The organism is Amycolatopsis sp. WAC 01375 (assembly GCF_003947325.1).
Classification (GTDB): Bacteria; Actinomycetota; Actinomycetes; order Mycobacteriales; family Pseudonocardiaceae; genus Amycolatopsis.
The window spans coordinates 151,226-174,417 of sequence record NZ_QHHW01000027.1 but is presented as its reverse complement, the minus strand read 5'-3'; the positions used below and the strand labels follow the sequence as shown (position 1 = coordinate 174,417).

Annotated in this window: 23 protein-coding genes and 1 tRNA gene; 10 read left to right on the top strand and 14 right to left on the bottom strand. The window is 68.2% G+C overall.

Going from position 1 to position 23,192, the window contains the following annotated elements:
- The first annotated feature begins 454 nt into the window (after window positions 1-454).
- Window positions 455-1,171 carry a transcriptional repressor LexA gene (gene lexA, locus DL991_RS17485; RefSeq protein WP_125785377.1) on the top strand — a complete coding sequence of 239 codons (717 nt, stop codon included), beginning with the start codon at window positions 455-457 and terminating at the stop codon, window positions 1,169-1,171.
- A 65-nt stretch (window positions 1,172-1,236) separates the two neighbouring features.
- On the opposite strand, the gene DL991_RS17480 is transcribed toward lexA, so the two are convergent.
- From DL991_RS17480 to DL991_RS17465, 4 genes are all read right to left on the bottom strand, one after another.
- Window positions 1,237-2,244, bottom strand: coding sequence for a hypothetical protein (locus DL991_RS17480; protein WP_125785376.1), 1,008 nt, complete (start codon window positions 2,242-2,244; stop codon window positions 1,237-1,239).
- Between the two features lie 195 nt (window positions 2,245-2,439).
- Complete coding sequence (locus DL991_RS17475) at window positions 2,440-2,658, bottom strand: hypothetical protein (protein WP_125785375.1); 219 nt, start codon at window positions 2,656-2,658, stop codon at window positions 2,440-2,442.
- 121 nt (window positions 2,659-2,779) lie between these two features.
- Window positions 2,780-4,216 (bottom strand): GTPase HflX, encoded by a 1,437-nt coding sequence (hflX, locus tag DL991_RS17470; protein WP_125785374.1) that lies wholly within the window; start codon window positions 4,214-4,216, stop codon window positions 2,780-2,782.
- A gap of 43 nt (window positions 4,217-4,259) precedes the next feature.
- Window positions 4,260-4,757, bottom strand: a complete 498-nt coding sequence (locus tag DL991_RS17465; protein ID WP_125785373.1) for a transcriptional regulator — start codon at window positions 4,755-4,757, stop codon at window positions 4,260-4,262.
- Between the two features lie 61 nt (window positions 4,758-4,818).
- Between DL991_RS17465 and DL991_RS17460 the strand changes: the two genes are divergently transcribed.
- The gene (locus DL991_RS17460) at window positions 4,819-6,063 is read left to right on the top strand and encodes an MFS transporter (protein WP_125785372.1); all 1,245 of its coding nucleotides are present in this window, start codon (window positions 4,819-4,821) and stop codon (window positions 6,061-6,063) included.
- On the opposite strand, the gene dapF is transcribed toward DL991_RS17460, so the two are convergent.
- From dapF to DL991_RS17445, 3 genes are read right to left on the bottom strand one after another with little or no spacing between them, the layout of a single operon-like run.
- Window positions 6,060-6,884, bottom strand: coding sequence for a diaminopimelate epimerase (dapF, locus tag DL991_RS17455; protein ID WP_125785371.1), 825 nt, complete (start codon window positions 6,882-6,884; stop codon window positions 6,060-6,062). The genes DL991_RS17460 and dapF overlap by 4 nt on opposite strands.
- Window positions 6,885-6,894: 10 nt before the next feature.
- Complete coding sequence (gene miaA, locus DL991_RS17450) at window positions 6,895-7,797, bottom strand: tRNA (adenosine(37)-N6)-dimethylallyltransferase MiaA (protein WP_199753988.1); 903 nt, start codon at window positions 7,795-7,797, stop codon at window positions 6,895-6,897.
- A complete protein-coding gene (locus tag DL991_RS17445) occupies window positions 7,794-8,483 on the bottom strand; it encodes a class III extradiol dioxygenase subunit B-like domain-containing protein (RefSeq protein WP_125785370.1) in 690 nt (229 codons plus the stop codon). The genes miaA and DL991_RS17445 overlap by 4 nt, the downstream gene beginning before the upstream one ends.
- Before the next feature lie 235 nt (window positions 8,484-8,718).
- On the opposite strand from DL991_RS17445, the gene DL991_RS17440 reads away from it, so the two are divergent.
- Both DL991_RS17440 and DL991_RS17435 read left to right on the top strand, forming a co-directional pair.
- Window positions 8,719-10,032, top strand: a complete 1,314-nt coding sequence (locus tag DL991_RS17440) for a DUF349 domain-containing protein (protein ID WP_125785369.1) — start codon at window positions 8,719-8,721, stop codon at window positions 10,030-10,032.
- 217 nt (window positions 10,033-10,249) lie between these two features.
- Entirely contained in the window at window positions 10,250-10,705 is a 456-nt protein-coding gene (locus tag DL991_RS17435; protein WP_125785368.1) for a hypothetical protein, read from the top strand.
- Here the strand turns inward: DL991_RS17435 and DL991_RS17430 are convergent.
- Together DL991_RS17430 and miaB are read right to left on the bottom strand one after the other, a co-directional pair.
- A complete protein-coding gene (locus DL991_RS17430; protein WP_125785367.1) occupies window positions 10,702-11,163 on the bottom strand; it encodes a hypothetical protein in 462 nt (153 codons plus the stop codon). The genes DL991_RS17435 and DL991_RS17430 overlap by 4 nt on opposite strands.
- Window positions 11,160-12,674, bottom strand: coding sequence for a tRNA (N6-isopentenyl adenosine(37)-C2)-methylthiotransferase MiaB (gene miaB / locus DL991_RS17425; RefSeq protein WP_199753992.1), 1,515 nt, complete (start codon window positions 12,672-12,674; stop codon window positions 11,160-11,162). Before miaB ends, DL991_RS17430 begins: the two co-directional genes overlap by 4 nt.
- Window positions 12,675-12,690: 16 nt before the next feature.
- Here miaB and DL991_RS17420 point away from each other — a divergent pair, with 16 nt between their 5' ends.
- Complete coding sequence (locus DL991_RS17420; RefSeq protein WP_125785365.1) at window positions 12,691-13,602, top strand: TAXI family TRAP transporter solute-binding subunit; 912 nt, start codon at window positions 12,691-12,693, stop codon at window positions 13,600-13,602.
- Here the strand turns inward: DL991_RS17420 and DL991_RS17415 are convergent.
- Both DL991_RS17415 and DL991_RS17410 read right to left on the bottom strand, forming a co-directional pair.
- The gene (locus DL991_RS17415; RefSeq protein ID WP_125785364.1) at window positions 13,592-15,001 is read right to left on the bottom strand and encodes a HAMP domain-containing sensor histidine kinase; all 1,410 of its coding nucleotides are present in this window, start codon (window positions 14,999-15,001) and stop codon (window positions 13,592-13,594) included. The genes DL991_RS17420 and DL991_RS17415 overlap by 11 nt on opposite strands.
- 4 nt (window positions 15,002-15,005) lie before the next feature.
- Window positions 15,006-15,695, bottom strand: a complete 690-nt coding sequence (locus tag DL991_RS17410; RefSeq protein WP_125785363.1) for a response regulator transcription factor — start codon at window positions 15,693-15,695, stop codon at window positions 15,006-15,008.
- 395 nt (window positions 15,696-16,090) lie between these two features.
- Here DL991_RS17410 and DL991_RS17405 point away from each other — a divergent pair, with 395 nt between their 5' ends.
- From DL991_RS17405 to DL991_RS17385, 5 genes are all read left to right on the top strand, one after another.
- Complete coding sequence (locus DL991_RS17405) at window positions 16,091-16,819, top strand: amino acid ABC transporter ATP-binding protein (RefSeq protein WP_199746565.1); 729 nt, start codon at window positions 16,091-16,093, stop codon at window positions 16,817-16,819.
- Window positions 16,820-16,875: 56 nt separating this feature from the next.
- Window positions 16,876-17,733 (top strand): glutamate ABC transporter substrate-binding protein, encoded by an 858-nt coding sequence (locus DL991_RS17400; RefSeq protein ID WP_199746546.1) that lies wholly within the window; start codon window positions 16,876-16,878, stop codon window positions 17,731-17,733.
- Window positions 17,734-17,817: 84 nt separating this feature from the next.
- The gene (locus tag DL991_RS17395; protein WP_233598882.1) at window positions 17,818-18,513 is read left to right on the top strand and encodes an amino acid ABC transporter permease; all 696 of its coding nucleotides are present in this window, start codon (window positions 17,818-17,820) and stop codon (window positions 18,511-18,513) included.
- Window positions 18,510-19,415, top strand: a complete 906-nt coding sequence (locus DL991_RS17390) for an amino acid ABC transporter permease (protein WP_125785361.1) — start codon at window positions 18,510-18,512, stop codon at window positions 19,413-19,415. The genes DL991_RS17395 and DL991_RS17390 overlap by 4 nt, the downstream gene beginning before the upstream one ends.
- 123 nt (window positions 19,416-19,538) lie before the next feature.
- Window positions 19,539-19,982 carry a class I SAM-dependent methyltransferase gene (locus DL991_RS17385; protein ID WP_125785360.1) on the top strand — a complete coding sequence of 148 codons (444 nt, stop codon included), beginning with the start codon at window positions 19,539-19,541 and terminating at the stop codon, window positions 19,980-19,982.
- Window positions 19,983-20,129: 147 nt separating this feature from the next.
- Here the strand turns inward: DL991_RS17385 and DL991_RS17380 are convergent.
- From DL991_RS17380 to DL991_RS17370, 3 genes are all read right to left on the bottom strand, one after another.
- A tRNA-Glu gene (locus DL991_RS17380) sits at window positions 20,130-20,201 on the bottom strand.
- A 313-nt stretch (window positions 20,202-20,514) separates the two neighbouring features.
- A complete protein-coding gene (locus DL991_RS17375; protein WP_125785359.1) occupies window positions 20,515-21,267 on the bottom strand; it encodes a succinate dehydrogenase/fumarate reductase iron-sulfur subunit in 753 nt (250 codons plus the stop codon).
- A complete protein-coding gene (locus DL991_RS17370) occupies window positions 21,264-23,180 on the bottom strand; it encodes a fumarate reductase/succinate dehydrogenase flavoprotein subunit (protein ID WP_125785358.1) in 1,917 nt (638 codons plus the stop codon). The genes DL991_RS17375 and DL991_RS17370 overlap by 4 nt, the downstream gene beginning before the upstream one ends.
- Window positions 23,181-23,192 lie beyond the last annotated feature (12 nt).

Genomic DNA, 23,192 nt, shown 5'->3' with positions numbered 1-23,192 from the left:
GACCCGCGCCCTGGTTGGCGGACGCAAAGGTTCGGCACGCCTGCCCCGAACCACCCGAACGGGCCTGGTCAACCCTGCCGGAACGGGCCCGGGGGAACTGGGCCGCGCCAGTCCTCGATCGGCCAGAATCGACATAGGAACCTCCTCGCAAGTCCTGCTGCGCTCGGCGCCGAGCCGCGGCCCGGCGATCAAGGTCGAACAGGCGTTCTATCGAACGCCCGTGCGAATGTGTACCACCTCCCACCGACAAAAATCGAGCGACACGGCGTGTCCATCGAACAGATGTTTGAAATCGTCGTCCCGGCGGGCTAACGTCGTTGACCAGGGCGTCTGCTGCGCGGACGCCGCCGGTGCCGTGGGCGGGAAGATCGTCCGCCACCGGCGAAGACACGCGAAGTCGGTCCGGGCGACCGGACGTACTGGGAGGCGACGCAGGAGATGAAGGAGCGATACGGTGGCTAAGGAGAGCAAGGCGGGGAACGCGCCTAGGGGCTCGGGTAAGGTGCGCGCCTTGCCCGAGGTCTACGAGGTGGACGAGACCCTGACCGTGCGGCAGCAGCAGGTGCTCGACGTGATCAAGCTGTGGGTGAGCCGGTTCGGCTACCCGCCGAGTGTGCGTGAGATCGGCGAGGCGGTCGGTTTGACCTCCACCTCTTCGGTGTCGCACCAGTTGCAGGCCCTGCAGCGCAAGGGTTATCTGCGACGCGACCCGAACCGTCCGCGTGCGGTGGGCGTGCTCGCCGCGACGGACGACAACCCGATGGGCATCGACGTCGAGCAGCCGCAGTCCGCCGCGAAGGCCGCGTACGTGCCGCTCGTCGGCCGGATCGCCGCCGGTGGGCCGGTGCTGGCGGAGCAGGCGATCGAAGACGTCTTCCCGCTGCCTCGGGAAATCGTCGGTGAGGGTGAGCTCTTCCTGCTCAGCGTCACCGGCGACTCGATGATCAACGCCGCCATCACCGACGGGGACTGGGTCGTCGTACGCCAGCAGCCCACGGCCGACCCCGGCGAGATCGTGGCCGCGATGATCGACGGCGAGGCGACGGTCAAGACGTTCAAGCGCAAGGACGGCCACATCTGGCTGATGCCGCACAACGAGGCGTACGAACCCATCCCGGGTGACGACGCCACTATCCTCGGCAAGGTCGTCGCCGTTCTTCGCAGGCTGTAGCCCGGAGCCGGAGCAAGTCGGGATCCCGGGTCGCGGAGACCCGGGTCAGGCTCGGCAAGCTTCGGTCAGGCTCGCCGTTTGCGGAGTCTGCCGACCAGCAGGAAGCCGCCGATCACGACGATCGCGGCGATACCGACCTGCACGTAGGGGAAGTCGGTTCCCTGGCCCGTGCCACCGGCCGTCCCACCCGACGTGCTGCCCTCGGATTTGGCCGCGTCCACGGCGAGCGCAGCCGCGCCCTTCACCGCACGGATCTGCTCTCCGACGCCCTCCCCGCCGGACAACAAGGTCCCGTCCGGATCAAAGGCGAGCGCCTCCCCCTGTTTCTCGTTCGGCAGCGGCACCCGCACGGGCTCGCGCTGCAGCGCGCTCTTCAGGTCTCCGTCGGTGACGGCGTAGAGATAGGCGTCGGTGTAGGTGCGCAACGCGACCACCGAGCCGTCGGCCATCGACGCCGCGCCGGTCACCGTCATCGAACCGATCGATCCGGCCGGCCCGCCCTGCGTCGAGGTCTCCTTGATCTGCAGCGATCCCACGTTCTCCAGCGGAGTCGGACCGGGACTGGCGAGCGGCCCTGTCGGCCGGTACACCTTGGAGCTGCCGAAGAGGTCCTTGGTGATCAGGTACGGCGTGCCCGAACGGTCCATGATCAGCGCTTCGACGTCGTGCTGCCCGTCGGGATAGGTGAGCCGGTGCAACGTCGCCTTGCCTTGCGGGGTCAGCGAGATCAGCGCGACCGTGTCCCGCCGCTTGCGGTTGTCGCCAGTGTCGGAAAGCCAGAAGGTGCCGTCAGCGGTGCGGGCGAGATCCTCGGGGTCGTACGGGTCCGTGGCGGCCGAGATGACCTTCTGGACCTTGCAATCGCGGCCGAGGACGAAAACCTGCGTCTTGGTGCCGCCGTCGTTGAGGGCGTAGAGGTGCTCGCCGTCGGAAACGAGGCCGGAAAGCTCGCTGAGCCGGGAATCGCTGTTCTTGCACACCGGCTGCGGAGCCGGAACCTCCTGCGCCACGGCGGGTGTCGTCCCGCCGATGAACGCCGCCAGCACGGCCACCGCCGCGACAATCCCCCGCACATCCACCTCCGTACCGTGGAACCCCTGAAGCCCCACAGTACGGAGACGTCCGGGACGGCGCGCAGTTCGGTCGGAACGCCGAGATAGGGCGGAATGTCGCGAAGGCCACTTTCAGGGGCGAGCGCGGTGCCCCGTGGTCTTGGACCCCCACAAGTACACGAAGGGGTCCTTCACGGACCGCCCTAACCGTCCTCACTACTCGCGAGCATCGAACTCGTCCAGCCATGCCCGGAAGTCGGCCGGGCCGTGCAGGTGGCTCGACGGTGAGGTCATCAGGTCGGCGCCGAACAACCGGTCGAGTGTTCGCCGAACCAGATCGTCCTCGACCGGAAAGCCGTCGTCAACGAGCCAGGGACGCGCCCAGTCGTTGGCTTGTGCCCGCGTGATCGCACCATCGACGAGGGCCTGGAGCACGTCGCGAACCTCAGCACGGGTCGGCACAGACACGGATCCACCACCAGCGTCAGAAGTCAAAGTGAAGGCCCCCTTCACCGCGCCCTAACGCAATGAAGGAGGCCTTCACGTACCTGCTTGCTTACAGAGCCGAGCCGTTCGTCTGGAAGTCGCTCAGTGCCGCGGCCAGTTCGGGCCTGCCGCGGACGACCAGGCGCGTACCGGTCTCGACGTGCTCTTCCTCCAGCACCTCGCCGTCGGCGTGGGCGCGGGAGACGAGTTCGCCTCGCGAGTACGGGATCAGCACCTCGACCACGATCTCCGGCCTCGGCAGCCGCTCCGCGATCACCTCGGCCAGCTCCGTGATCCCGGTGCCGGTCCGCGCCGACACCTGCACCGATCCGGCCATCTGGTGCCGCAACCGGGCCAGCGACACCTCGTCGGCGGCGTCGGCCTTGTTGATCACCAGCAGCTCCGGCGGGAGCGGCTCGGAACGGCGCTTCGTGATCTCGGCGAGCACTTCGCGCACCGCGTTGACCTGCTCTTCCGGCGTCGGGTCGGCACCGTCCACGACGTGGACGAGCAGATCGGCGCCGGCCGCCTCTTCCAGCGTCGACCGGAACGCGTCCACCAGCTGGTGCGGCAGGTGCCGGACGAAACCGACGGTGTCGGTCAGCGTGTAGGTGCGGCCGTCAGGGGTCTGCGCCCGCCGGGTCGTCGGATCCAGCGTGGCGAACAGCGCGTCCTCGACCAGCACCCCGGCGCCGGTCAGCGCGTTGAGCAGGCTCGACTTGCCGGCGTTGGTGTAGCCGACGATCGCGACACTCGGCACCTCGTTGGCCACCCGGCGACCGCGTTTGGTCTCGCGGATGGTGTCCATCGCGGCGATCTCGCGGCGCAGCTTCGACACGCGCTTGCTGATCCGCCGTCGGTCGGTTTCGAGCTTCGTCTCACCAGGACCGCGCAGACCGACACCACCGTTGGCGCCGCCCGCCCGGCCACCGGCCTGCCGGGACAGCGCCGCACCCCACCCGCGAAGCCGCGGGATCAGGTACTGCAGCTGGGCCAGCTCGACCTGTGCCTTGCCCTCCTTGGAGCGGGCGTGCTGCGCGAAGATGTCGAGGATCAGGGCGGTGCGGTCGATGACCTTCACCTTGACCTTCTCCTCCAGCTGGCGCAGCTGGCCTGGCGAAAGCTCGCCGTCGCAGATCACCGTGTCGGCGCCGGTGGCCGCCACGATCTCACGCAGTTCCTTGACCTTGCCCGAGCCGATGTAGGTGGCGGGATCCGGGCGGATCCGCCGCTGCACCAGGCCTTCCAGCACCTCGGAGCCCGCCGTTTCGGCGAGCCGGGCGAGTTCGGCGAGCGAGGCCTCGGACTGGAGGGCGCTGCCCTCGGTCCACACACCGACCAGAACGACGCGCTCCAGGCGCAACTGCCGGTATTCGACCTCGGTGACGTCCGCGAGTTCGGTGGACAGGCCCGCTACCCGGCGGAGCGAGGCGCGGTCCTCGAGCTCCAGTTCGCCGGTCGATGGGTCCATGTCGTCGTTCAGATCGTTGTGTGTCAGTTCTGTCATCGTGCCTCCATGGTCCCACGTTTCGGCGGCGGGACCGAATTCATTACCTGCTGGGATACTTCGACAAGTAGATGGCCGTGCGTTTCGCTTCCGGGTCGACCGGCCGGGAGATGAAGTCGTCGACAAGCTCCATGAGCCGTGCTTCGAACTCCGCGATCTGCTCGTCCGGTACCTGGACGACCAGGCGCGTCTGCTGCACCTCGTCGAATCCCACGTCGGCGATCTCGGCCAGGTAGGCCTCGAAGATCGCCTGATCGATCCCCCTGTCGCGGGAATCAAGATGCCAGGACAACCCGGTCGAGCGATACGGAATTTCTTTCGCGCCTCGCGTGCCTCGTCTCGGCGCGAGCGCTTCGAGGAACCCGGTGTCGACGAGCTTGCGCACGTGGTGCAGCGTCGTCGCGGGGTCGCGATCGAGCCGTTCGGCGAGTTCCTTGTTGGTCAGCGCCTCTGAATATGTCAACCGGATGATGCGCAGCCTTATTCCGGAGGCCATGGCGGCGATCTCGGCCTCGGTGGCGGCGCGTCGTGGAGTGGGCACGGAGACAGCCTAGAGCCGAAAGTGATTGACACTTTCCAATCACTCGGGCCAAGGTGGCGTCGTGCGCAGAGATTCCCTCTTCTTCCACGCGGATTTCCGGCGGCTCTGGGCGGGCGATACGGCCAGCCAAGTGGGCGCCTTCGCCGGTCACACCGTGATTCCCCTGCTCGCGGCCACCGTGCTGGCCGCGACGCCGTTCCAGATGGGGCTGCTGACCGCGGCCGAGACGATCGCGTTCCTGATCATCGGACTGCCTGCCGGGGTGTGGGTGGATCGCCTGCGGCGGCGGGCGCTGATGCTGCGGGCCGATTTCGTCCGCGCCGCGCTGCTGCTCACGATTCCGCTCGCCTGGTGGGCGGGGGTCCTGTCGCTGACGCAACTGATCGTGGTCGCCACGCTCGTCGGCGTCGCGACGGTGTTCTTCGACGTCGCGTACCAGTCGTATCTGCCGTCACTGGTCGGCCGGGAACATCTGCTGGAAGGCAACGCGAAACTCCAGGCCAGCCAGTCGGTGGCGTTCCTGACCGGACCCGGCATCGGCGGTGGGCTGGTCCAGCTCGCGGGCGCCGCGAACGCCGTGCTGATGACCGGGGTGGGCTTCCTGACCTCCGCGCTGTGCCTGCTGCGGATCCGCACCGTCGAAGAGGTTCCCGAGCAGTATGAAGACGCGAAGCTGCTCCCCCAGATCGTCGAAGGGCTGCGGTTCGTGTTCACCGACGCGGCCCTGCGCTCGATCGTCGCCTGCACCGCGACCGCCAATCTATTCAACGGTGCCTTCACCGCGGTGGAGATCCTGTTCCTGAACCGGGAATTGGGCCTGTCGCCGGCGGCCGTCGGTCTCGTCCTGGCGACCGGCGGCGTTGGCGGGATCCTCGGGGCGATCCTGGCCGGGGCCATCACCCGGCGGATCGGGCAGGCGCGGTCGATCTGGCTCGTCCCGCTGCTGACCTGGCCGTTCCAGCTGCTGCTCCCGCTCGCCGCGCCGGGCTGGCGGATCGTGTTGTTCCCCCTCGCGCTGGCGATCGCCGGATTCGGGATCATCGTCTACAACGTCGCGCAGGTGTCCTACCGGCAAGCCGTGTGCCCGGACCGGCTGCTCGGCCGGATGAACGCCAGTGTGCGGTTCGTCGTCTGGGGGATGCTGCCGCTCGGTGCGCTGATCGGCGGCGTACTCGGTGAGGCGATCGGGATCCGCGGCACGCTCTGGTTCGTCGCGGTCGGCGAAGCGGCCGCGGTGTTGTGGGTGGTCTTCTCGCCGATCCGGAAGCTTCGTGATCTGCCACGCGAACCGATCGCGGTGGGCTAGACGAGCCCGGCCCACCAAGCTTCGTCGAGTTCGCCGCGCGCGACGATCTCCGCCGGTCCGGTCAGTGTGGACCCGCCGCGGCGCACCTCGACCACCACGCGGCCGCCGGGGATGTCGACGCTCGCTTCGCCGGTGTCGGTGCCCGCGAGGTGCAGGGCGGCGGCGACCGCGGCGACCGTGCCGGTGCCGCAGGACCGTGTCTCGCCGACGCCGCGTTCGTGGACGCGCATCTTCAGCGCGTCCTCGCCCAGCAGGTTGATGAACTCGAGGTTCACGCCTTCCGGGAACACGTCGGAGTCGAAGTCGGGCTGGTCGCGCAGGTCGAGCAGGTCGACGTCGTCCTCGACGACCGACACCAGATGCGGGTTGCCGACGTTCACCGCGACACCGGAGAACGGCTTCCCGGCGACCACGGTGACCGAGGTGCCGGTGATGGTCGCCGGCCCCATCTGCACGGTCACCGAACCGTCCGCGTGCATCCGGACCGGCCTGTCGCCGGCGCGGGTGCCGATGACGAAGTCGCGCTCGGTCACCAGCCCGGAGTCGACCAGGTGGCGCACGAAGACCCGGACGCCGTTGCCGCACATCTCCGCGATGGAACCGTCGGCGTTGTGGTAGTCCATGAACCATTCGCCGCCGGACTCGACATCCAGTGCGGACGAACGCACGATCCGGAGCACACCGTCGGCCCCGAGACCGCGCTGACGGTCGCACAGCGCAGCCACTCGCGCTTCGGTCAGCTCGAGGCGGCCGTCGGGGTCGGGAAGCAGCACGAAATCGTTCTGTGTGCCGTGTCCCTTAAGGAATTCGATGCCGCCCATGGCCCCAAGGCTACTGGGCCGTCACCTCGAGGACGCGTTCGGCCAGCCGCTCCGAACCGCCGTCGAACCACTGGATGCGCTTGTCCCGCCGGAACCAGGACCGTTGCCTGCGCACGAACCTCCGGGTGGCCTGCGCGGTGGCCTCGGCGGCGGCCTGGAAGTCGCCGTCGCCGTCGATCGCGGCGATCACCTGCTGGTAGCCCAACGCCCTCGAAGCGGTGAGCCCGTCACGGAGTCCTTGGCCCAGCAACGTCCGGACCTCGTCGACGAGCCCGGTTTCGAACATGATCTCCACGCGGCGGTCGACGCGGGCGTCGAGTTCGGCGGGTTCGCGGTCGATGCCGATCAGGACCGTGTCGTAGCGGGCGGGCCCGGGTTTCGGCAGGTTCGCCGAGAACGGTTCCCCGGTGATCTCGATGACCTCCAGCGCGCGCACGATCCGGCGGGTGTTGGTCGGCAGGATGGCCGTGGCGGCGACGGGATCGAGTCCGCTGAGCCGGGCGTGCATCGCGGCGACGCCGATTCCGTCGGCTTCGGCGGTCAGCCGGGCACGCACGTCCGGATCGGTGCCCGGGAACTTGAGGTCGTCGAGCACGGCTTGGACGTAGAGACCGGACCCGCCGGTGAGGATCGGCACGCGTCCGGCGTCGAGCAGTTCTTCGGCGCGGGCGCGCGCGTCGCGCTGGTACGCGGCGACGGACGCCGTCTCGGTGACGTCGAGGACGTCCAGCAGATGGTGCGGCACACCTCGACGCTCCTCGATGGTCGCCTTGGCGGTCCCGATGTCCATCCCGCGATACAGCTGCAGCGCGTCCGCGTTGACCACCTCACCCCCGAGGGTGAGGGCCAGTTCGACCGCCAGCGCGGTCTTCCCGGTCGCCGTTGGCCCGACGACCGCGACCGGCCGGATCACGCGTGCTCCCAGACCGCGACGTGGTAGGCGACGCCGAACGGCGCGGCCGAATAGAGGACCTCGGCGGTCCAATCGTCGTCCGCCGCGAGACCGGCGAGGACCTGCCACGGCGCGCGGCCGCCCGCCCCGAGTTCCGCGGCGAAGTCCGGATCGAGCCCGGCCAGCGACTCGGCATCGGCCTTGGCCAGCGCGTCGCGGATGCCTGCGTCGAAGCCTTCCGCCCGCTCGTCCTCGCCACCGGGGGAACGCGGGCCGTGCCTGCTCGAACCGTCGCCGAGGACGAGCACCGCGGCGTGCTCCCGCAGCTCACGGCCCAGCTGTTCGCACTGGCCGGACGGGGCGGCGGGATCGACGAGATGGACCCGGACGGACGACGCGCCGCCCTGCTCGCGCAGCCAGCCGGCCACGAGCGCGGGCAACGGCAACTCGGTTTCGGGCGCTGTCACCCGGCTGAGTGACACTCCGACGTCGACGCCGAATCCGCGGAAGGAGCCACTCGCGTGTTCCGGCACTTCGGACGCGCCCGAGGCCGCACCGATGACGACCCAGTCCGGCGAAGCGCTGGTCAGCCGCCTCGCGGCCTCAAGACAGGCTTCGCGCAGCTCGGCGCATTCGTCCGCCGCTCCGGCGGCCAGTTCGGGAATGAGCAGTGGGGGTTGCGGGAGCACGGCGACACGGCGGATCACGGCCGCCGACGTTACCTTCCCCGCCTTCGGGGACCGGCAACCGACCGACACGGAGGGTCCACCGGAAGTAGGATCACTGCCCTCTGGTGGTTCATCCGGTTCCACGGTGGCCGCTGAACTGCTTGAATGCCGCAAGGGGTTGATGCCCCCGAAGCAAGACGGCAACGCATTACCCGGCCCCGTCGCTAGACGGGGCGCCCGCGCCAGCGGGCGTACAGGCGATAAGGAGCCTGCGATGGCCCAGGAGAACACGTCCACCGGTACCCCGGCACCGCACCCGGTACCGCACGCGCTCGGTGGCGGGCACCCCGCACCCCCCGTGCCGCCCGCCGAGCCCAGCCCGTCCGCTTGGGGCAGGGTCGACGACGAAGGAACGGTGTACGTCAACACGCCCGACGGCGAACGCGCGGTCGGGGTCTGGCAGGCCGGGAGCCCGGACGAGGGTCTGCTCCACTACGCGCGCCGCTTCGACGACCTGCGCACCGAGGTCGAGCTGCTGGAGACGCGACTGGAGTCCGGCGCGGGCGATCCGAAGCACGCGCTGGCCACGGCCACGCAGCTGCGCGACGGTCTCGCCGAAGCCGCCGTCGTCGGCGACATCGCCGCGCTGGGCGGCCGCATCGAGCAGGTCATCGCGCACGCCGAAAAAGCACTGGCCGCGGCCAAGCAGGAGCGTGAAGAGGCCCGCGCGGCCGCCGTCCTGCGCAAGCAGGCCCTCGCCGACGAAGCCGAGAAACTCGCCGCGGAGTCGACCCAGTGGAAGGCCGCCGGCGACCGGCTGCGCGCCATCCTGGACGAGTGGAAGACCGTCAAGGGCGTCGACCGCAAGACCGACGACGAGCTGTGGAAGCGGTTCTCCAAGGCCCGTGAGGCGTTCAACCGCCGCCGTGGCTCGCACTTCGCCGAGCTCGACAAGCAGCGCGCGGGCGCCAAGAACCGCAAGGAAGAGCTGATCGCGGAGGCCGAGGCGCTCTCGGAATCCTCGGACTGGGGCGAGACCGCGGGCCGCTACAAGGACCTGATGACCGAGTGGAAGGCCGCCGGCCGCGCGCCCAAGGACAGCGACGAGGCGCTCTGGCAGCGTTTCCGCGCGGCGCAGGACAAGTTCTTCGCACGGCGGTCCTCGGTGTTCTCCGAGCGGGACGCCGAGTTCGCGACCAACGCGCAGCAGAAGGAACAGCTGCTCGTCGAGGCCGAGAAGATCGACCCCGCGGCGAACCTCGAAGCGGCGAAGCAGCACATGCGGCGCATCCAGGACCAGTGGGACGAGATCGGCAAGGTCCCGCGCGAGCGGATCCGCGAGCTGGACGGCCGCCTGAAGGCCGTGCAAGACGCGATCAAGTCGGCCGAGGACAGCAAGTGGCGGCGGACCGACCCCGAGGCGCAGGCCAGGGCGGCGCAGTTCCGCGAACGGGTCGAGCAGTTCGAGTCGCAGGCGGCGAAGGCCCGTGCGGCCGGCGACGAGCGTCGCGCGAAGAAGGCGGACGAGCAGGCCTCGCAATGGCGTGAGTGGCTCGAAGCGGCGGAAGCGGCTATCGCGGACCGGTAGGCAGGTCCCGCTAGGGAGCCTTCGCCGACCCCCACCGCACACGCGTGCAATGAAGGGGCCTTTCATAGCAAAATTTGCTATGAAAGGCCCCTTCATTGCACTGGATGTCCCGAGCGCGTCGCAGGGGCCTTCGCGCGTCACTCCACTGTGGAGGGACATATCGCTCGTTAGTGCGTATTCGGGCGCTCTCCGCGCCCAGCCGTGGTCGACTTCGATCATGAACCAGACACTGATTCCCCCAGTACGCCGGGCGTTCGCCGCCCTGGCGATCAGTTGTGCTCTGGTGGCCGGGCTCGCCCCGGCCGCATCGGCGATCGGCTCTCCCGCACCGGTCCCCGCCTCTTCCGAAGCAGGCAAGAAGAAGGTCAAGCTCGACGCCTCGCTCAGCAAGAAGCAGGTCAAGGTCAACGAAAAGGTCACCCTCAAGGGAAAGCTGCAGGTCGACGGTGCCCGTACGGACGGGACCGACAGCCTCGAGGCGATCATCGTGCAGCAGCTTCAAGGAAGTGTCTGGGTGAACATCGGCGACACGACCTGCCGTCCCAACTCGACGTTCTCCCTGAAGCTGAGCTTCTCTTTCAGCGCGGTGATCACCCTGCGGGCCTATCACCCCGAAACGACGCTTTACGCGAGCGCGTACACGTCCAGCAACCTCACCTTGCGCGTCGGCTAGCTCCGCGAGAAGGCGGCACGCATCCAGTAGACGGCCAGCGCGACGGTGGCGAACCAGGCGAGGATCATCCCGAAGCCCGGGCCGCCACCGGCCGCGCCGGTCGCGTGCGAGGACTGCTGGGACCAGATCGCGAGCATCCCGTCGACGGAGGCGAACCAGCCGCCCGCGGCGCAGACCCAGGCCAGCCACCAGCGCCGGGTCACCAGCGTGACGGCGGAGGCGAACACGCCGATCCCGGTGGAGGTCGCGGCGAACAGCTGCGGGATCCCGCCGCCCTTGCCGAGCAGCACCTCCCAGCCGGCGTGCTCGCCGACCCAGGGCAGCAGCTGGGCGACCAGCAGCACGAACGCGAGCACGGCGATGGAGAATCCGCGCCTGCCCAGCTCGATCGTCTTGGCGGCCCGCTCGCCGACCTCGTCGATTTCGGCCGCGAGTTCGTCGATCTTCGGTTCGGTCACAGCGCACACCCGCTCACCGGTTCCGGCGTGACGACCGGGGCGCCGAAACCCGGCAGGCCCAGCGTCACGCCGTTGGTCTTCGGCCGGAGCCCGGCCTCGGAGTTGTCGCCCGCCTTGGTGCGGCGGTGCGACAGCAGATCGCCGTCGGCGACGAGGTGGTGCGGAGCGCCATAGGTCACCACGGTCTCGACGACGTCGCCGGGACGCACGGAGCGGTCCACCAGCGGTCCCGTCGGCGCGAAGTGGACGAGCCTGCCGTCACGGGCACGGCCGCTCATCCGGTGCGTTTCGGAGTCCTTGCGTCCCTCACCGGAGGCGACCAGCAACTCGACGCGGCGGCCGACGATCTTCTTGTTCTCTTCCCAGGAGATGTCGTTCTGCAGCTTCACGAGCCGTTCGTAGCGCTCCTGCACGACCTCCTTCGGCAGCTGCCCGTCCATCTCGGCGGCGGGCGTGCCCGGCCGGATCGAGTACTGGAAGGTGAACGCGCTGGAGAACCGCGCCTGCGCGACGACGTCGAGCGTGGCCTGGAAGTCTTCCTCGGTCTCGCCGGGGAAACCGACGATGATGTCGGTGGTGATCGCGGCGTCGGGCATCGACTCGCGCACGCGGTCGAGGATCTTGAGGTAGCGCGCCGAACGGTAGGACCGCTTCATTTCGCGCAGCACCTTGTCCGAACCGGACTGGAGCGGCATGTGCAGCTGGTGGCACACGTTCGGCGTCTCGGCCATCGCGTCGATGACGTCCTCGGTGAACGCCGCCGGATGCGGCGAAGTGAAGCGGACGCGCTCCAGGCCCTCCACCGAACCGCAGGCGCGCAACAGCTTCCCGAACGCGAGCCGGTCGCCGAATTCGACGCCGTAGGAGTTCACGTTCTGGCCGAGCAAGGTCACTTCGAGCACGCCTTCGGCGACGAGCGCCTCGACCTCGGCCAGGATCTCGCCGGGACGGCGGTCGCGTTCCTTGCCGCGCAGCGCCGGGACGATGCAGAAGGTGCAGGTGTTGTTGCAGCCGACCGAAATCGACACCCAGCCCGCGTACGCCGAGTCGCGCTTCGCCGGGAGCGTCGAAGGGAAGGTCTCGAGCGATTCGAGGATCTCGACCTCGGCCTCGGCGTTGTGCCGCGCGCGCTCCAGCAGCGTCGGCAGCGCACCGATGTTGTGCGTGCCGAACACGACGTCGACCCAGGGCGCGCGTTTGACGATCTCGCCGCGGTCCTTCTGCGCGAGGCAGCCGCCGACGGCGATCTGCATGCCCGGCTTCGCGGTCTTCTGCGGCCGGATATGCCCCAGGGTGCCGTACAGCTTGTTGTCCGCGTTCTCCCGCACCGCGCAGGTGTTGAACACGATCAGGTCGGGTGTGGCTTCGCCGTCACCCGGAACGTAGCCGGCGTCCTCGAGCTGCCCGGCAAGACGTTCGGAGTCATGCACGTTCATCTGGCAGCCGAAGGTGCGGATCTGGTAAGTGCGCGCGCTCATCTCGCCTTCGAGGGTACGCGGGCGGGGTTCCATGGCACGATCGACCCTCATGAGGAGACCAGGGGTGCTGGCGGCGGTGATCGCCGTGGTCTGCGCCCTGGTCGCCGGGTGCGGACCGGATCTGTCCGGAACGCGGGTGCGGATCGCCGCGGGGCTCAACGGCGGCGTGTACGACAAGCTCGCCGAGGCGCTGGCCGACGCGTGGGCCGCTCAGCTGGACACCGAACGGCCCGAGATCCTGGAGACCGAGGGGTCCCCGGACAACATCGGCCGGATCCGCGCGGGGAAGGCCGACGTCGCGTTCGTGGCCGCCGACGTCGCCACCGAGAACACGGCCGGGCTGGCCGCGCTGGCCCGCGTGCACGACGACTACCTGCACGTCATCGTCCGCGCCGACTCGTCGGTCAAGTCGTTCGCCCAGCTGCGCGGGCGCAAGGTCGCGATCGGTTCGCCGGACTCCGGTGTCGAGTTCCTGTCGAAGCAGTTGCTGAAGGCCTCGGGCCTGACCGGCGCGATCGACCAGCGCAACCTCGGCATCAACGAGGCGCTGCCCGCCCTGGAGACCGGTCAGATCGACGCCGTCATCTGGTCCGGCGGGGTGCCGACACCGTCGATCACGGAGCGGGTGCGGACGGTCGGCCTGCGGCTGCTCGACATCACCGACCTCGCGGACGCCCTGCGGGCCACCAGTCCCGTGTACCGCACGGCGACCATCCCGGTGACGGCTTACAACCTGTCGGAGCCGGTGACCACGCTGGTGCTGCCGAACTTCCTCGTGGTGCCCGCTTCGATGTCCGACGACGTCGCCGAGGCGCTGGTGCGTGGGCTGTTCGACGCACGGGATCAGCTGGTCAAGGCGGCCGGTGCGGCGCTGTCGATCGACGTCCATCCCGCCATCGAGACCTCTCCCCTGCCGCTGCACCCCGGCGCGCTGCGTTATTTCAGAGCACTCAAGGATTAGCGACCGGCAGGGTCACGGTCACTTCGAGACCGCCGCCGTCGGGTGAGCCCAGCCGCAGCGAGCCGTCCGAGCGGGCCATGATCTCGGTGACGATCGCCAGGCCGAGACCGGAGCCGGGCACGTTCTGATGCGCGGTGCTGCGCCAGAACCGGTCCGCCGCGCGTTCCAGTTCGTCGTCGCGCAGGCCGGGCCCGTGGTCGCGGACGGCGATGTCGACCTTCCCGTCCGTGACGGTGACGGTGACGCGGACCTCCGTACCCGGCTCGGTGAACTTGAGCGCGTTGTCCAGCAGCGCGTCCAGCACCACTTCGAGCCCCCGCGCGGGGGTGAGCACCCGCAAGCCGCCGCCCAGCCCGGAGGCTGCCAGCGACACGTCCCGCGTCGCGCCGACCACGGCCCAGTCGGCGACCCGGGCCCCCACGACCTCGTCGAGGCCGACCGGCACCAGTTCGCCGCCCGAAGCCTCGGCACGGGCCAGCGAAAGGAGTTCGTCGAGGATCTGGTTGAGCCGCCGCGCGTCCACGACGGCGGCTTCGAGGTCCGCCGCGGCCAGGTCGTCGTCGACGTGGCCGTCGAGGTTGCCGAGCCTGATCTTCAACGCCGTCAACGGGTTCCGCAGCTGGTGGGAGGCGTCGGCGACGAACGCGCGCTGCGCCGTGAGCGCCTCGTCGACGCTGGCGGCCATCCGGTCGAAGGACCGTTCGAGCTGGCGCAGTTCCGGCGGCCCTCCCGACTCCCCCACCCGCTCGACCTCGCGGCCGCTGACCACCGCGGCGACCAGCGCGCCGGTGGCATCGTCGAGCCGCCGCACCGGGCGCAGGATCCAGCGCACCACCGGTACCGCGACCAGCAGCGCGAGCCCGAACGCCAGCACCGCGCCCGCCGCGATGAGCAGCCACCACCACACCAGTTCGGTCCGCGCCTTCTCGGTCGAGGACAGGGTGATCACCGCACCCCGCACCTCGCCGTCGATCAGGATCGGCTCGGCCAGCACCAGCGGTTCGGTGTTCCACGGCATCAGCAGCGCCCCTGGCTCGGAACGCCGCCCCGCCAGCGCCTGCTGCAGATGCGAGGCGATCACGGGATCCCTGAGGTCGATCCGGGCGGCCTGCCCGGGGGCGCCGAGCGCGCTGGCCACGGACTCGCCGTCCTGATCGGCGATAACCACCGGCACCTCGTAGACCTCGGTGTAGCGGCGGAGTTCGTCCTCGATCAGGTCCGGCCGGTTCTCCACCAGCGGACGCTGGGCCAGCGACGCGAACCGGGAGGTGTCGGTGAGCCGGTCGAGGAAGAGGTCGAGCTGCACACTGGCCGCCACGCTGAGCGCGAGCGGGATGCCGAGGCCGAACACGAGTGCCGCGACCAGCGTCAGCACGATCGCCTGGAGCCGGACGCGCACCGGCTCAGGCCTCTTCGGCCGGGCCGTAGGCGCCGCCGAGGCGGTACCCGACGCCGCGCACGGTCTCGATCAGCGCGGGCCTGCCCAGTTTGGTCCGCAGCGTGGCGACGTGGACGTCGAGCGAGCGGCTCTCCGCCGGGCCTCGATGGCCCCAGACCTCGGTCAGCACGTGCTCGCGCGAGCACACCGCGCCACGAGCGGAGACGACCAGCGCTAGTACCTGGAACTCCTTGCGGGACAAGGAAACCGGCTGCCCGTCGACCTGCACCTCATGGCGCCCGATATCCACCGAGACATCACCCGCCCGGATGACGCCGGGCGGTTCGGCCGCGGCAGGCCGTTCACCGCGGCGACGGCGCACGGCCTCGACACGGGCGACCAGTTCGTCGACGTCGTAGGGCTTCACCAGATAGTCGTCCGCGCCGGACCGCAGACCCTGGATCCGGTCGTCGACCTCACCCCGCGCCGAAACCACGATCACCGCCACGTCGCTGACCGCGCGGATCCGGCGGCACAGGACGATCCCGTCGACGTCGGGGAGCCCGAGGTCGAGCAGCACGACGTCGACCTCGTGCACCAGATCGAGCACCCCGGCGCCGGAGGCCAGGCGTTTGATCGTCAGGCCGCGCCGGGTCAGCGCGGGCGTCAAGGCACCCGCGACCCGGTCGTCGTCCTCCACCAGCAGTACCCGCACCCGTGTTTCCCTTTCACGCCGTCACCGCCACCGCGACGACTGAAGAACGACTCTATGGGGTGAGTCACGTTCCGCGCTGCCCGTGTCACTGCGCCGTCCGGCCCAGTGAGCACACCGACGCGGGCGGTAATGGTCACGATGCGTCACAGATCTGTTGTGACCCCGGTTACGAGCCATCCCTGCCTTGTCTAGGCTGATCAGGGCCGGACGGCGGCGGACCGGGGCCGTCCGGTGGCTTGGGAACGATACGGACTTGAAACCCTAAGTATTGGTCAAGCCGCCTTTACAAGCGGTCCGACGGGAGTAGGTTTCCGCCATCGCGTGGTGCCTGACCCCGCAGTCCCCTGCAAACGAACGCTCCTGGAGGCCAGATGACCGCGGAGGTGGCGGCGCCGATGATCAAGGCGGCCGCCGTTAACAAGTACTTCGGCGACCTGCACGTGCTCAAGGAGATCAACCTCGAGGTGCCGCGTGGGCAGGTCGTGGTCGTGCTCGGGCCGTCCGGGTCTGGCAAGTCGACACTGTGCCGGGCGATCAACCGGCTGGAACCCATCAACTCCGGCGAGATCGCGGTGGACGGCGTTCCGCTGCCCGCCGAAGGAAAGGCGCTGGCCGCACTGCGCGCCGACGTCGGCATGGTGTTCCAGTCGTTCAACCTGTTCGCGCACAAGACGATCGTCGAGAACGTCATGCTCGCGCCGATGAAGGTCCGCAAGGTCAACTCGGCGGAGGCCCGCAAGACCGCGATGGAACTGCTCGAACGCGTCGGCATCGCGAACCAGGCCGACAAGTACCCGGCGCAGCTTTCCGGCGGGCAGCAGCAGCGGGTGGCGATCGCCCGCGCGCTGGCCATGCGCCCCAAGGTGATGCTGTTCGACGAGCCGACCTCGGCGCTGGACCCGGAGATGGTCCAGGAGGTCCTCGACGTGATGACCACGCTCGCGAAGGACGGGATGACGATGCTCGTCGTCACCCACGAGATGGGCTTCGCGCGGCGTGCCGCGAACAGGGTGGTGTTCATGTCCGACGGCGAGATCGTCGAAGACTCCACCCCGGACGAGTTCTTCACCAAGCCCAAGACCGACCGGGCGAAGGACTTCCTCGGCAAGATCCTTACCCACTAAGGACTTCCCCGCCGGCCGGTATCGGCTGGACAAGATTCGGAAGGAAACTGAGAACAATGCGGTTGAACCGAGTTCTGCGAATGAGCGCGGCCGTCGTGGCGGCCGGTCTCGCCCTCTCCGCCTGTGGCGGCGGTGGGTCGGACGCCGGCAGCGGCTCCAGCGGCGCCAAGAACGTGGTGGCGAAGGCCAAGAGCGACAAGAAGCTGACCATCGGCATCAAGTTCGACCAGCCCGGCCTCGGCCAGAAGCAGGGCGACGGCACCTACGCCGGATTCGACGTCGACGTGGCGAAGTACATCGCCAAGGAGCTCGGCGTCGAAGAGTCGGGGATCACCTGGAAGGAAGCGCAGTCCGCGCAGCGCGAGGACCTGATCAAGAAGGGTGAGGTCGACTTCATCGTCGCCACCTACTCGATCACCGACAAGCGCAAGAACGAGGTCTCCTTCGCGGGCCCGTACTTCATCGCCCACCAGGACTTGCTGGTCCGGGCGGACAACACCGACATCACCGGCCCGGAGTCGCTGACCGGCAACAAGAAGCTCTGCTCGGTCAAGGGTTCGACCCCGGCGCAGAACGTCAAGGAGAAGTACGCCAAGGAAGTTCAGCTCGAAGAGCGCGGAAAGTACACCGACTGCGTGACCTCGCTGCTCAACAAGACCGTCGACGCGATGACCACCGACGACGTCATCCTCGGCGGCTACGCCGCGCAGCAGCCCGGCAAGCTGAAGCTGGTCGGCAAGGGCTTCACCGACGAGAAGTACGGCGTCGGCCTGAAGAAGGACGACGCCGAGAGCATCACCGCGATCAACAACGCGATCAAGAAGATGCAGCAGGACGGCGCGTGGAAGGCCGCTCTGGAGAAGAACGTCGGCCCGTCGGGCTACAAGATCCCCGAGCCCCCGGCCATCTCCTGACACCCGGCTCGCTGAGCCGCTGAACCAAAGGAATCGAACGGTGCGCCGTGTACCGCGGCGCACCGTTCCCATACCGAGGCTGGGTTGAGCACCTTGTTCGATTTCCTCGACAATCCCAATTACGACTTGCTCGGCGCCTTCTGGATGACGATCAAGCTCACCTTCTTCTCCGCGATCGGTTCCCTGATCTGGGGCACCATCCTGGTGGGGATGCGGGTGAGCCCCGTTCCGATCATGCGGGCGTTCGGCACCGCCTACGTCAACATCTTCCGGAACACCCCGCTGACGGTGATCATCGTCTTCACATCGCTGGGACTGTCCTCCACCCTGGGACTCAACCTGGCCTCGTCGGAGTCGACGACGTCGTTGGAGGACAACGCCTTCCGGCTCGCGATCCTCGGCTTCGTCGCCTACACCGCCACGTTCGTCTGTGAATCGCTGCGGTCCGGCATCAACACCGTTCCGGTCGGCCAGGCGGAAGCGGCCCGTGCGCTGGGGCTCGGCTTCGTCCAGGTGCTGACACTGATCGTGCTGCCACAGGCATTCCGGTCGGTGATCGCGCCGCTGGCGAACGTCATGATCGCACTGCTGAAGAACACCACGGTCGCGGCGATCATCGGTGTCGCCGAGGCGTCGCTGCTGATGTCGGACATGATCGAGAACGAGTCCGACTCGCTGCTCCTGGTCTTCCTGGTCTTCGCCGTCGGTTTCGTCGTCCTGGTCCTCCCCCTCGGCCTGCTGCTGGGCTGGGTCGCCAAGAAGGTCGAGGTCAAGCGATGAGCACGCAGACCGTTCTCTATGACATCCCCGGACCGAAGGCGCGGGCACGGAACTGGCTCTACAGCGTCCTTTTCGTCCTCGTCCTGGCGTTGGTCCTCTATTACATCTACGTAGGCTTCGACGAGAAGAACCAGTGGGCCGGCGCGCTGTGGGAGCCCTTCGTCAAGGGCTCGACCTGGACCGAATTCATCCTGCCCGGTCTGCTCAACACCCTGAAGGCCGCGGCGCTGTCGATTGTGATCGCGCTGCCGATCGGTGCGCTGCTGGGCATCGGCCGGCTGTCGGAGCACAAGTGGATCCGGGTCCCGGTCGGCGCGGTCGTCGAGTTCTTCCGGGCGATCCCGGTGCTGCTGCTGATGGTCTTCGCCGCGGCGTTCTATGCTTTCTACACCGACATCGACGCCGAGATCCGCCCTCTCTTCGCCGCGGTGACCGGTCTGGTGCTCTACAACGGCTCAGTCATGGCCGAGGTGTTCCGTGCGGGCATTCTTTCGCTGCCCAAGGGCCAAGGTGAGGCCGCATCCGCGCTGGGCATGCGCAAGACCCAGATCATGATGACCGTCCTGCTGCCGCAGGCGGTCACCCTGATGCTGCCCGCGCTGGTGAGTCAGCTGGTGGTCATCCTCAAGGACACCGCGCTGGCCGGTCAGCTGACCATCGGCTTCAACGAGCTGATCCGGAGTACCGGGCCGCTCACCGGTCTCTACGGCAACACGATCCCGACGCTGATCATCGTCGCGATCATCTTCATCGTGCTGAACCTGGTCTTGAGCTGGTTCGCGTCGTGGCTGGAGAACAAGCTGGCGCGGCGGAAGAAGGCTCCCAAGGGAGCCAAGCCGGTGCACGACGCACCCGCGTCCGTCGTGGACGCCACCGACTTCAACACCGGTCGGTCGTTGTAGCTCCAGAGAAGTACACGAAGGCCCCCTTCCTTGCGCCCAGGTACAGGAAGGGGGCCTTCGTGTACTCCGGGATAGGCCTCTTGGTCCTGTCGGGACAGCGGTCGCTCGGCTAGCGTCGGCCGTATGGCGGACCAGGCCGCGACGCTGCTCGAAGCGCTGCCGGACCTGGCGGGCAGGTCGGTCCTGGTCGTCGGGTGCGGTGATGGCCGCTATCCCCGCTTGCTCCGGAGCAAGGGCGCTCGCCGCGTCGTCGGCGTCGACGCGGATCAGACGCTGATCGCGGCCGCGCAACGCGAAGAGGAACGCGACCCCGTCGGGATCTCGTACGAGGTCCACCAGTTCGCCCGGTTGCCGGTGATGGGCGTCTTCGACATCGTCCTGGCTTTCCTGGACTCTTCCGACCCTCTCGGCCGCGTCGCCGCGAGCCTGGTGGCGGGCGGACTGCTCGTGGCCGTCGCCACGAACGGCGTCGGCCTGGAGGAAGCGTTGCGGGACAACGGTTTCCAGGACATCGTCCTGCGCCGCCACGAAAGCGGCGACGTGCACAGCGCCCGCAAGATGGGCTGAGTCGCGCACCCTGGTGTCGAGCCAGGCTGGCCGGGGCTATGAATCCCGGCCGGTCGCCGGACCGTGCGCGTCTGGCGGTATGGGACACACGGACCCCACACCGCCGCACCGGTACGACGGAACAGGTTTCCCCGCCGTGCCGGGGCGTAGCGCGTGTGGGAGTCGAACCCACGTCACCGGGGTGAAAACCCGGTATCCATTCCGCTGGACCAACGCGCCTTGGCCTGGAACACAGTCCGGCACGCACGCGCACCGGACTGCTTCGTTCCAGAAATCAGGGTTCACCGAAAGAAAAGCCGCCCGGTTCGGTTTCCCGAAGGGCGGCTCCGCAGCTGCGACGTCCTGCTAGGACGACGGCGGGGAGCCGTGTTTCTCTTCCATACCAAGGGCCATGGCGTAACAACGTCGCGTCATGCGTCCTCCTTGGTGGTGTGCGGTAAGTGTGCGACAAGCGGGTGAGTGGGGGCAAACGAATTAAGGCTCGTGAGTGGTAAGGAGGGTTAGCACCCTCCTTACCACTCACGAAAGGTGTCTACTTGTCCCGCCGGAACAGCTTGTTCCCCAGCCATACGATGGGGTCGTACTTCCGGTCCGCGACGCGTTCCTTCATCGGGATCAGCGCGTTGTCGGTGATGTGGATGCCCTCCGGGCACACGTCCGAGCAGCACTTGGTGATGTTGCAGTAGCCGAGCCCGTGTTCCTCCTGCGCCTCGTCACGCCGGTCGGCGACGTCGAGAGGGTGCATCTCGAGTTCGGCGATCCGCATCAGGTACCGAGGCCCGGCGAAGGACTCCTTGTTCTCCTCGTGGTCACGCACCACGTGGCAGGTGTTCTGGCACAGGAAGCACTCGATGCACTTGCGGAACTCCTGCGAGCGCTCGACGTCCACCTGCTGCATCCGGTACTCCCCCGGCTTCAGCTCCGGCGGCGGAGTGAACGAGGGGATCTCGCGGGCTTTGGTGTAGTTGAACGACACGTCGGTCACCAGGTCGCGGATCACCGGGAACGTCCGCATCGGCGTCACGGTGATGACCTCGTCCTCGGTGAAGGTCGACATCCGGGTCATGCACAGCAGCCGCGGCTTGCCGTTGATCTCCGCCGAGCACGAACCGCATTTGCCGGCCTTGCAGTTCCACCGCACCGCCAGATCCGAGGCCTGGGTGGCCTGCAACCGGTGGATGATGTCGAGGACGACCTCGCCCTCGTTGACTTCGACGCTGTAGTCCTTCAGCTCACCGGAGTCGGCGTCGCCGCGCCACACCCGGAAACTCGCCTTGTAGCTCATGCCGGGCTCCCGGGGTGCGAGGCCAGTTCTTCGTCGGTGTAGTACTTCCCCAGCTCGGAGAGTTCGAACAGTTCCAGCAGATCCTGACGCAGCGAAATCTGTTCCTTGACCTCGATGCCGACTTCCGGCACCACCGGGTTGTCGCCCGGCGTGGCCGAACAGACCAGGAGTTTGTTGCGCCACTGGGCGTCCATGCCCGGGTGGTCGTCGCGGGTGTGCCCGCCCCGGCTCTCGGTCCGCAGCAGCGCGGCACGGGCGACGCATTCGCTGACCATCAGCATGTTGCGCAGGTCGACGGCGAGATGCCAGCCGGGGTTGAACTGCCGGTGCCCTTCGACGGTGACCCGCTTGATCCGCTCGCGCAGTTCCCCGAGCTTCTCCAGCGCCCGCTCGATCTCCTCCGACTTCCGGATGATGCCGACGAGGTCGTTCATCGACTGCTGCAGTTCGGTGTGCAGGCTGTACGGGTTTTCCTCGACGCCGTCACCCGGCGGGTCGAACGGCGCGAGCGCCATCGCCGCGGCGGCGTCCACATCGGACTGGCTGACCTTGGGGCGATCCTTCAGCTCCGACACGTAGGACGCGGCACCGAGTCCCGCGCGGCGGCCGAAGACGAGCAGATCCGAGAGCGAGTTGCCGCCGAGCCGGTTCGAACCGTGCATCCCGCCCGAGCACTCGCCCGCGGCGAACAGCCCCGGCACGCTCGACGACGCGGTGTCCGGATCGACCTCGATCCCGCCCATCACGTAGTGACAGGTAGGGCCGACCTCCATCGGTTCCTTCGTGATGTCGACGTCGGCGAGTTCCTTGAACTGGTGGTACATCGACGGCAGCCGTTTGCGGATCTCCTCCGCGGGCAGCCTGCTGGCGATGTCGAGGAAGACCCCGCCGTGCGGCGACCCCCGGCCCTCCTTGACCTCGGTGTTGATCGCGCGCGCGACCTCGTCCCGCGGCAGCAGGTCCGGGGTGCGGCGGTTCTTCTCCTGGTCGGTGTACCAGCGGTCGGCTTCTTCCTCGCTGTCCGCGTACTGCCCCTTGAACACGTCGGGGACGTAGGAGAACATGAACCGCTTGTCCTCGGTGTTCTTGAGAACCCCGCCGTCACCGCGGACGCCTTCGGTGACCAGGATCCCCTTCACACTCGGCGGCCAGACCATGCCCGTCGGGTGGAACTGGACGAACTCCATGTTGATGAGCGTCGCCCCGGCCCGCAGTGCCAGCGCGTGCCCGTCACCGGTGTACTCCCACGAGTTCGAGGTGACCTTGAACGACTTCCCGATACCGCCGGTGGCCAGCACCACCGCCGGCGACTCGAACAGGATGAACCGGCCGCTCTCGCGCCAGTACCCGAAGGCACCCGAGATCCGGCCGTCGTCGGTCAGCAGCTCGGTGATCGTGCATTCGGCGAAGACCTTGATCCTCGCTTCGTAGTCGCCGGTCTCCTTGAAGTCCTCTTGTTGCAGCGAAACGATTTTCTGCTGCATCGTGCGGATCAGTTCGAGTCCGGTGCGGTCGCCGACGTGCGCCAGCCGCGGGTACGTGTGCCCGCCGAAGTTGCGCTGACTGATCCGGCCGTCGGCGGTGCGGTCGAACAACGCGCCGTAGGTCTCCAGTTCCCAGACCCGGTCCGGCGCCTCCTTCGCGTGGAGCTCGGCCATCCGCCAGTTGTTGAGGAACTTCCCGCCGCGCATGGTGTCGCGGAAGTGCACCTGCCAGTTGTCGTTCGAGTTCGCGTTGCCCATCGACGCCGCGCAGCCGCCTTCGGCCATCACCGTATGCGCCTTGCCGAACAGCGATTTGCACACCACCGCGACGCTGAAGCCGCGTTCACGGGCTTCGATGACCGCGCGGAGACCTGCGCCGCCGGCCCCGATCACCACCACGTCGTAGTTGAGCCGTTCGACCTCGGTCATAGAAAGAGCCAC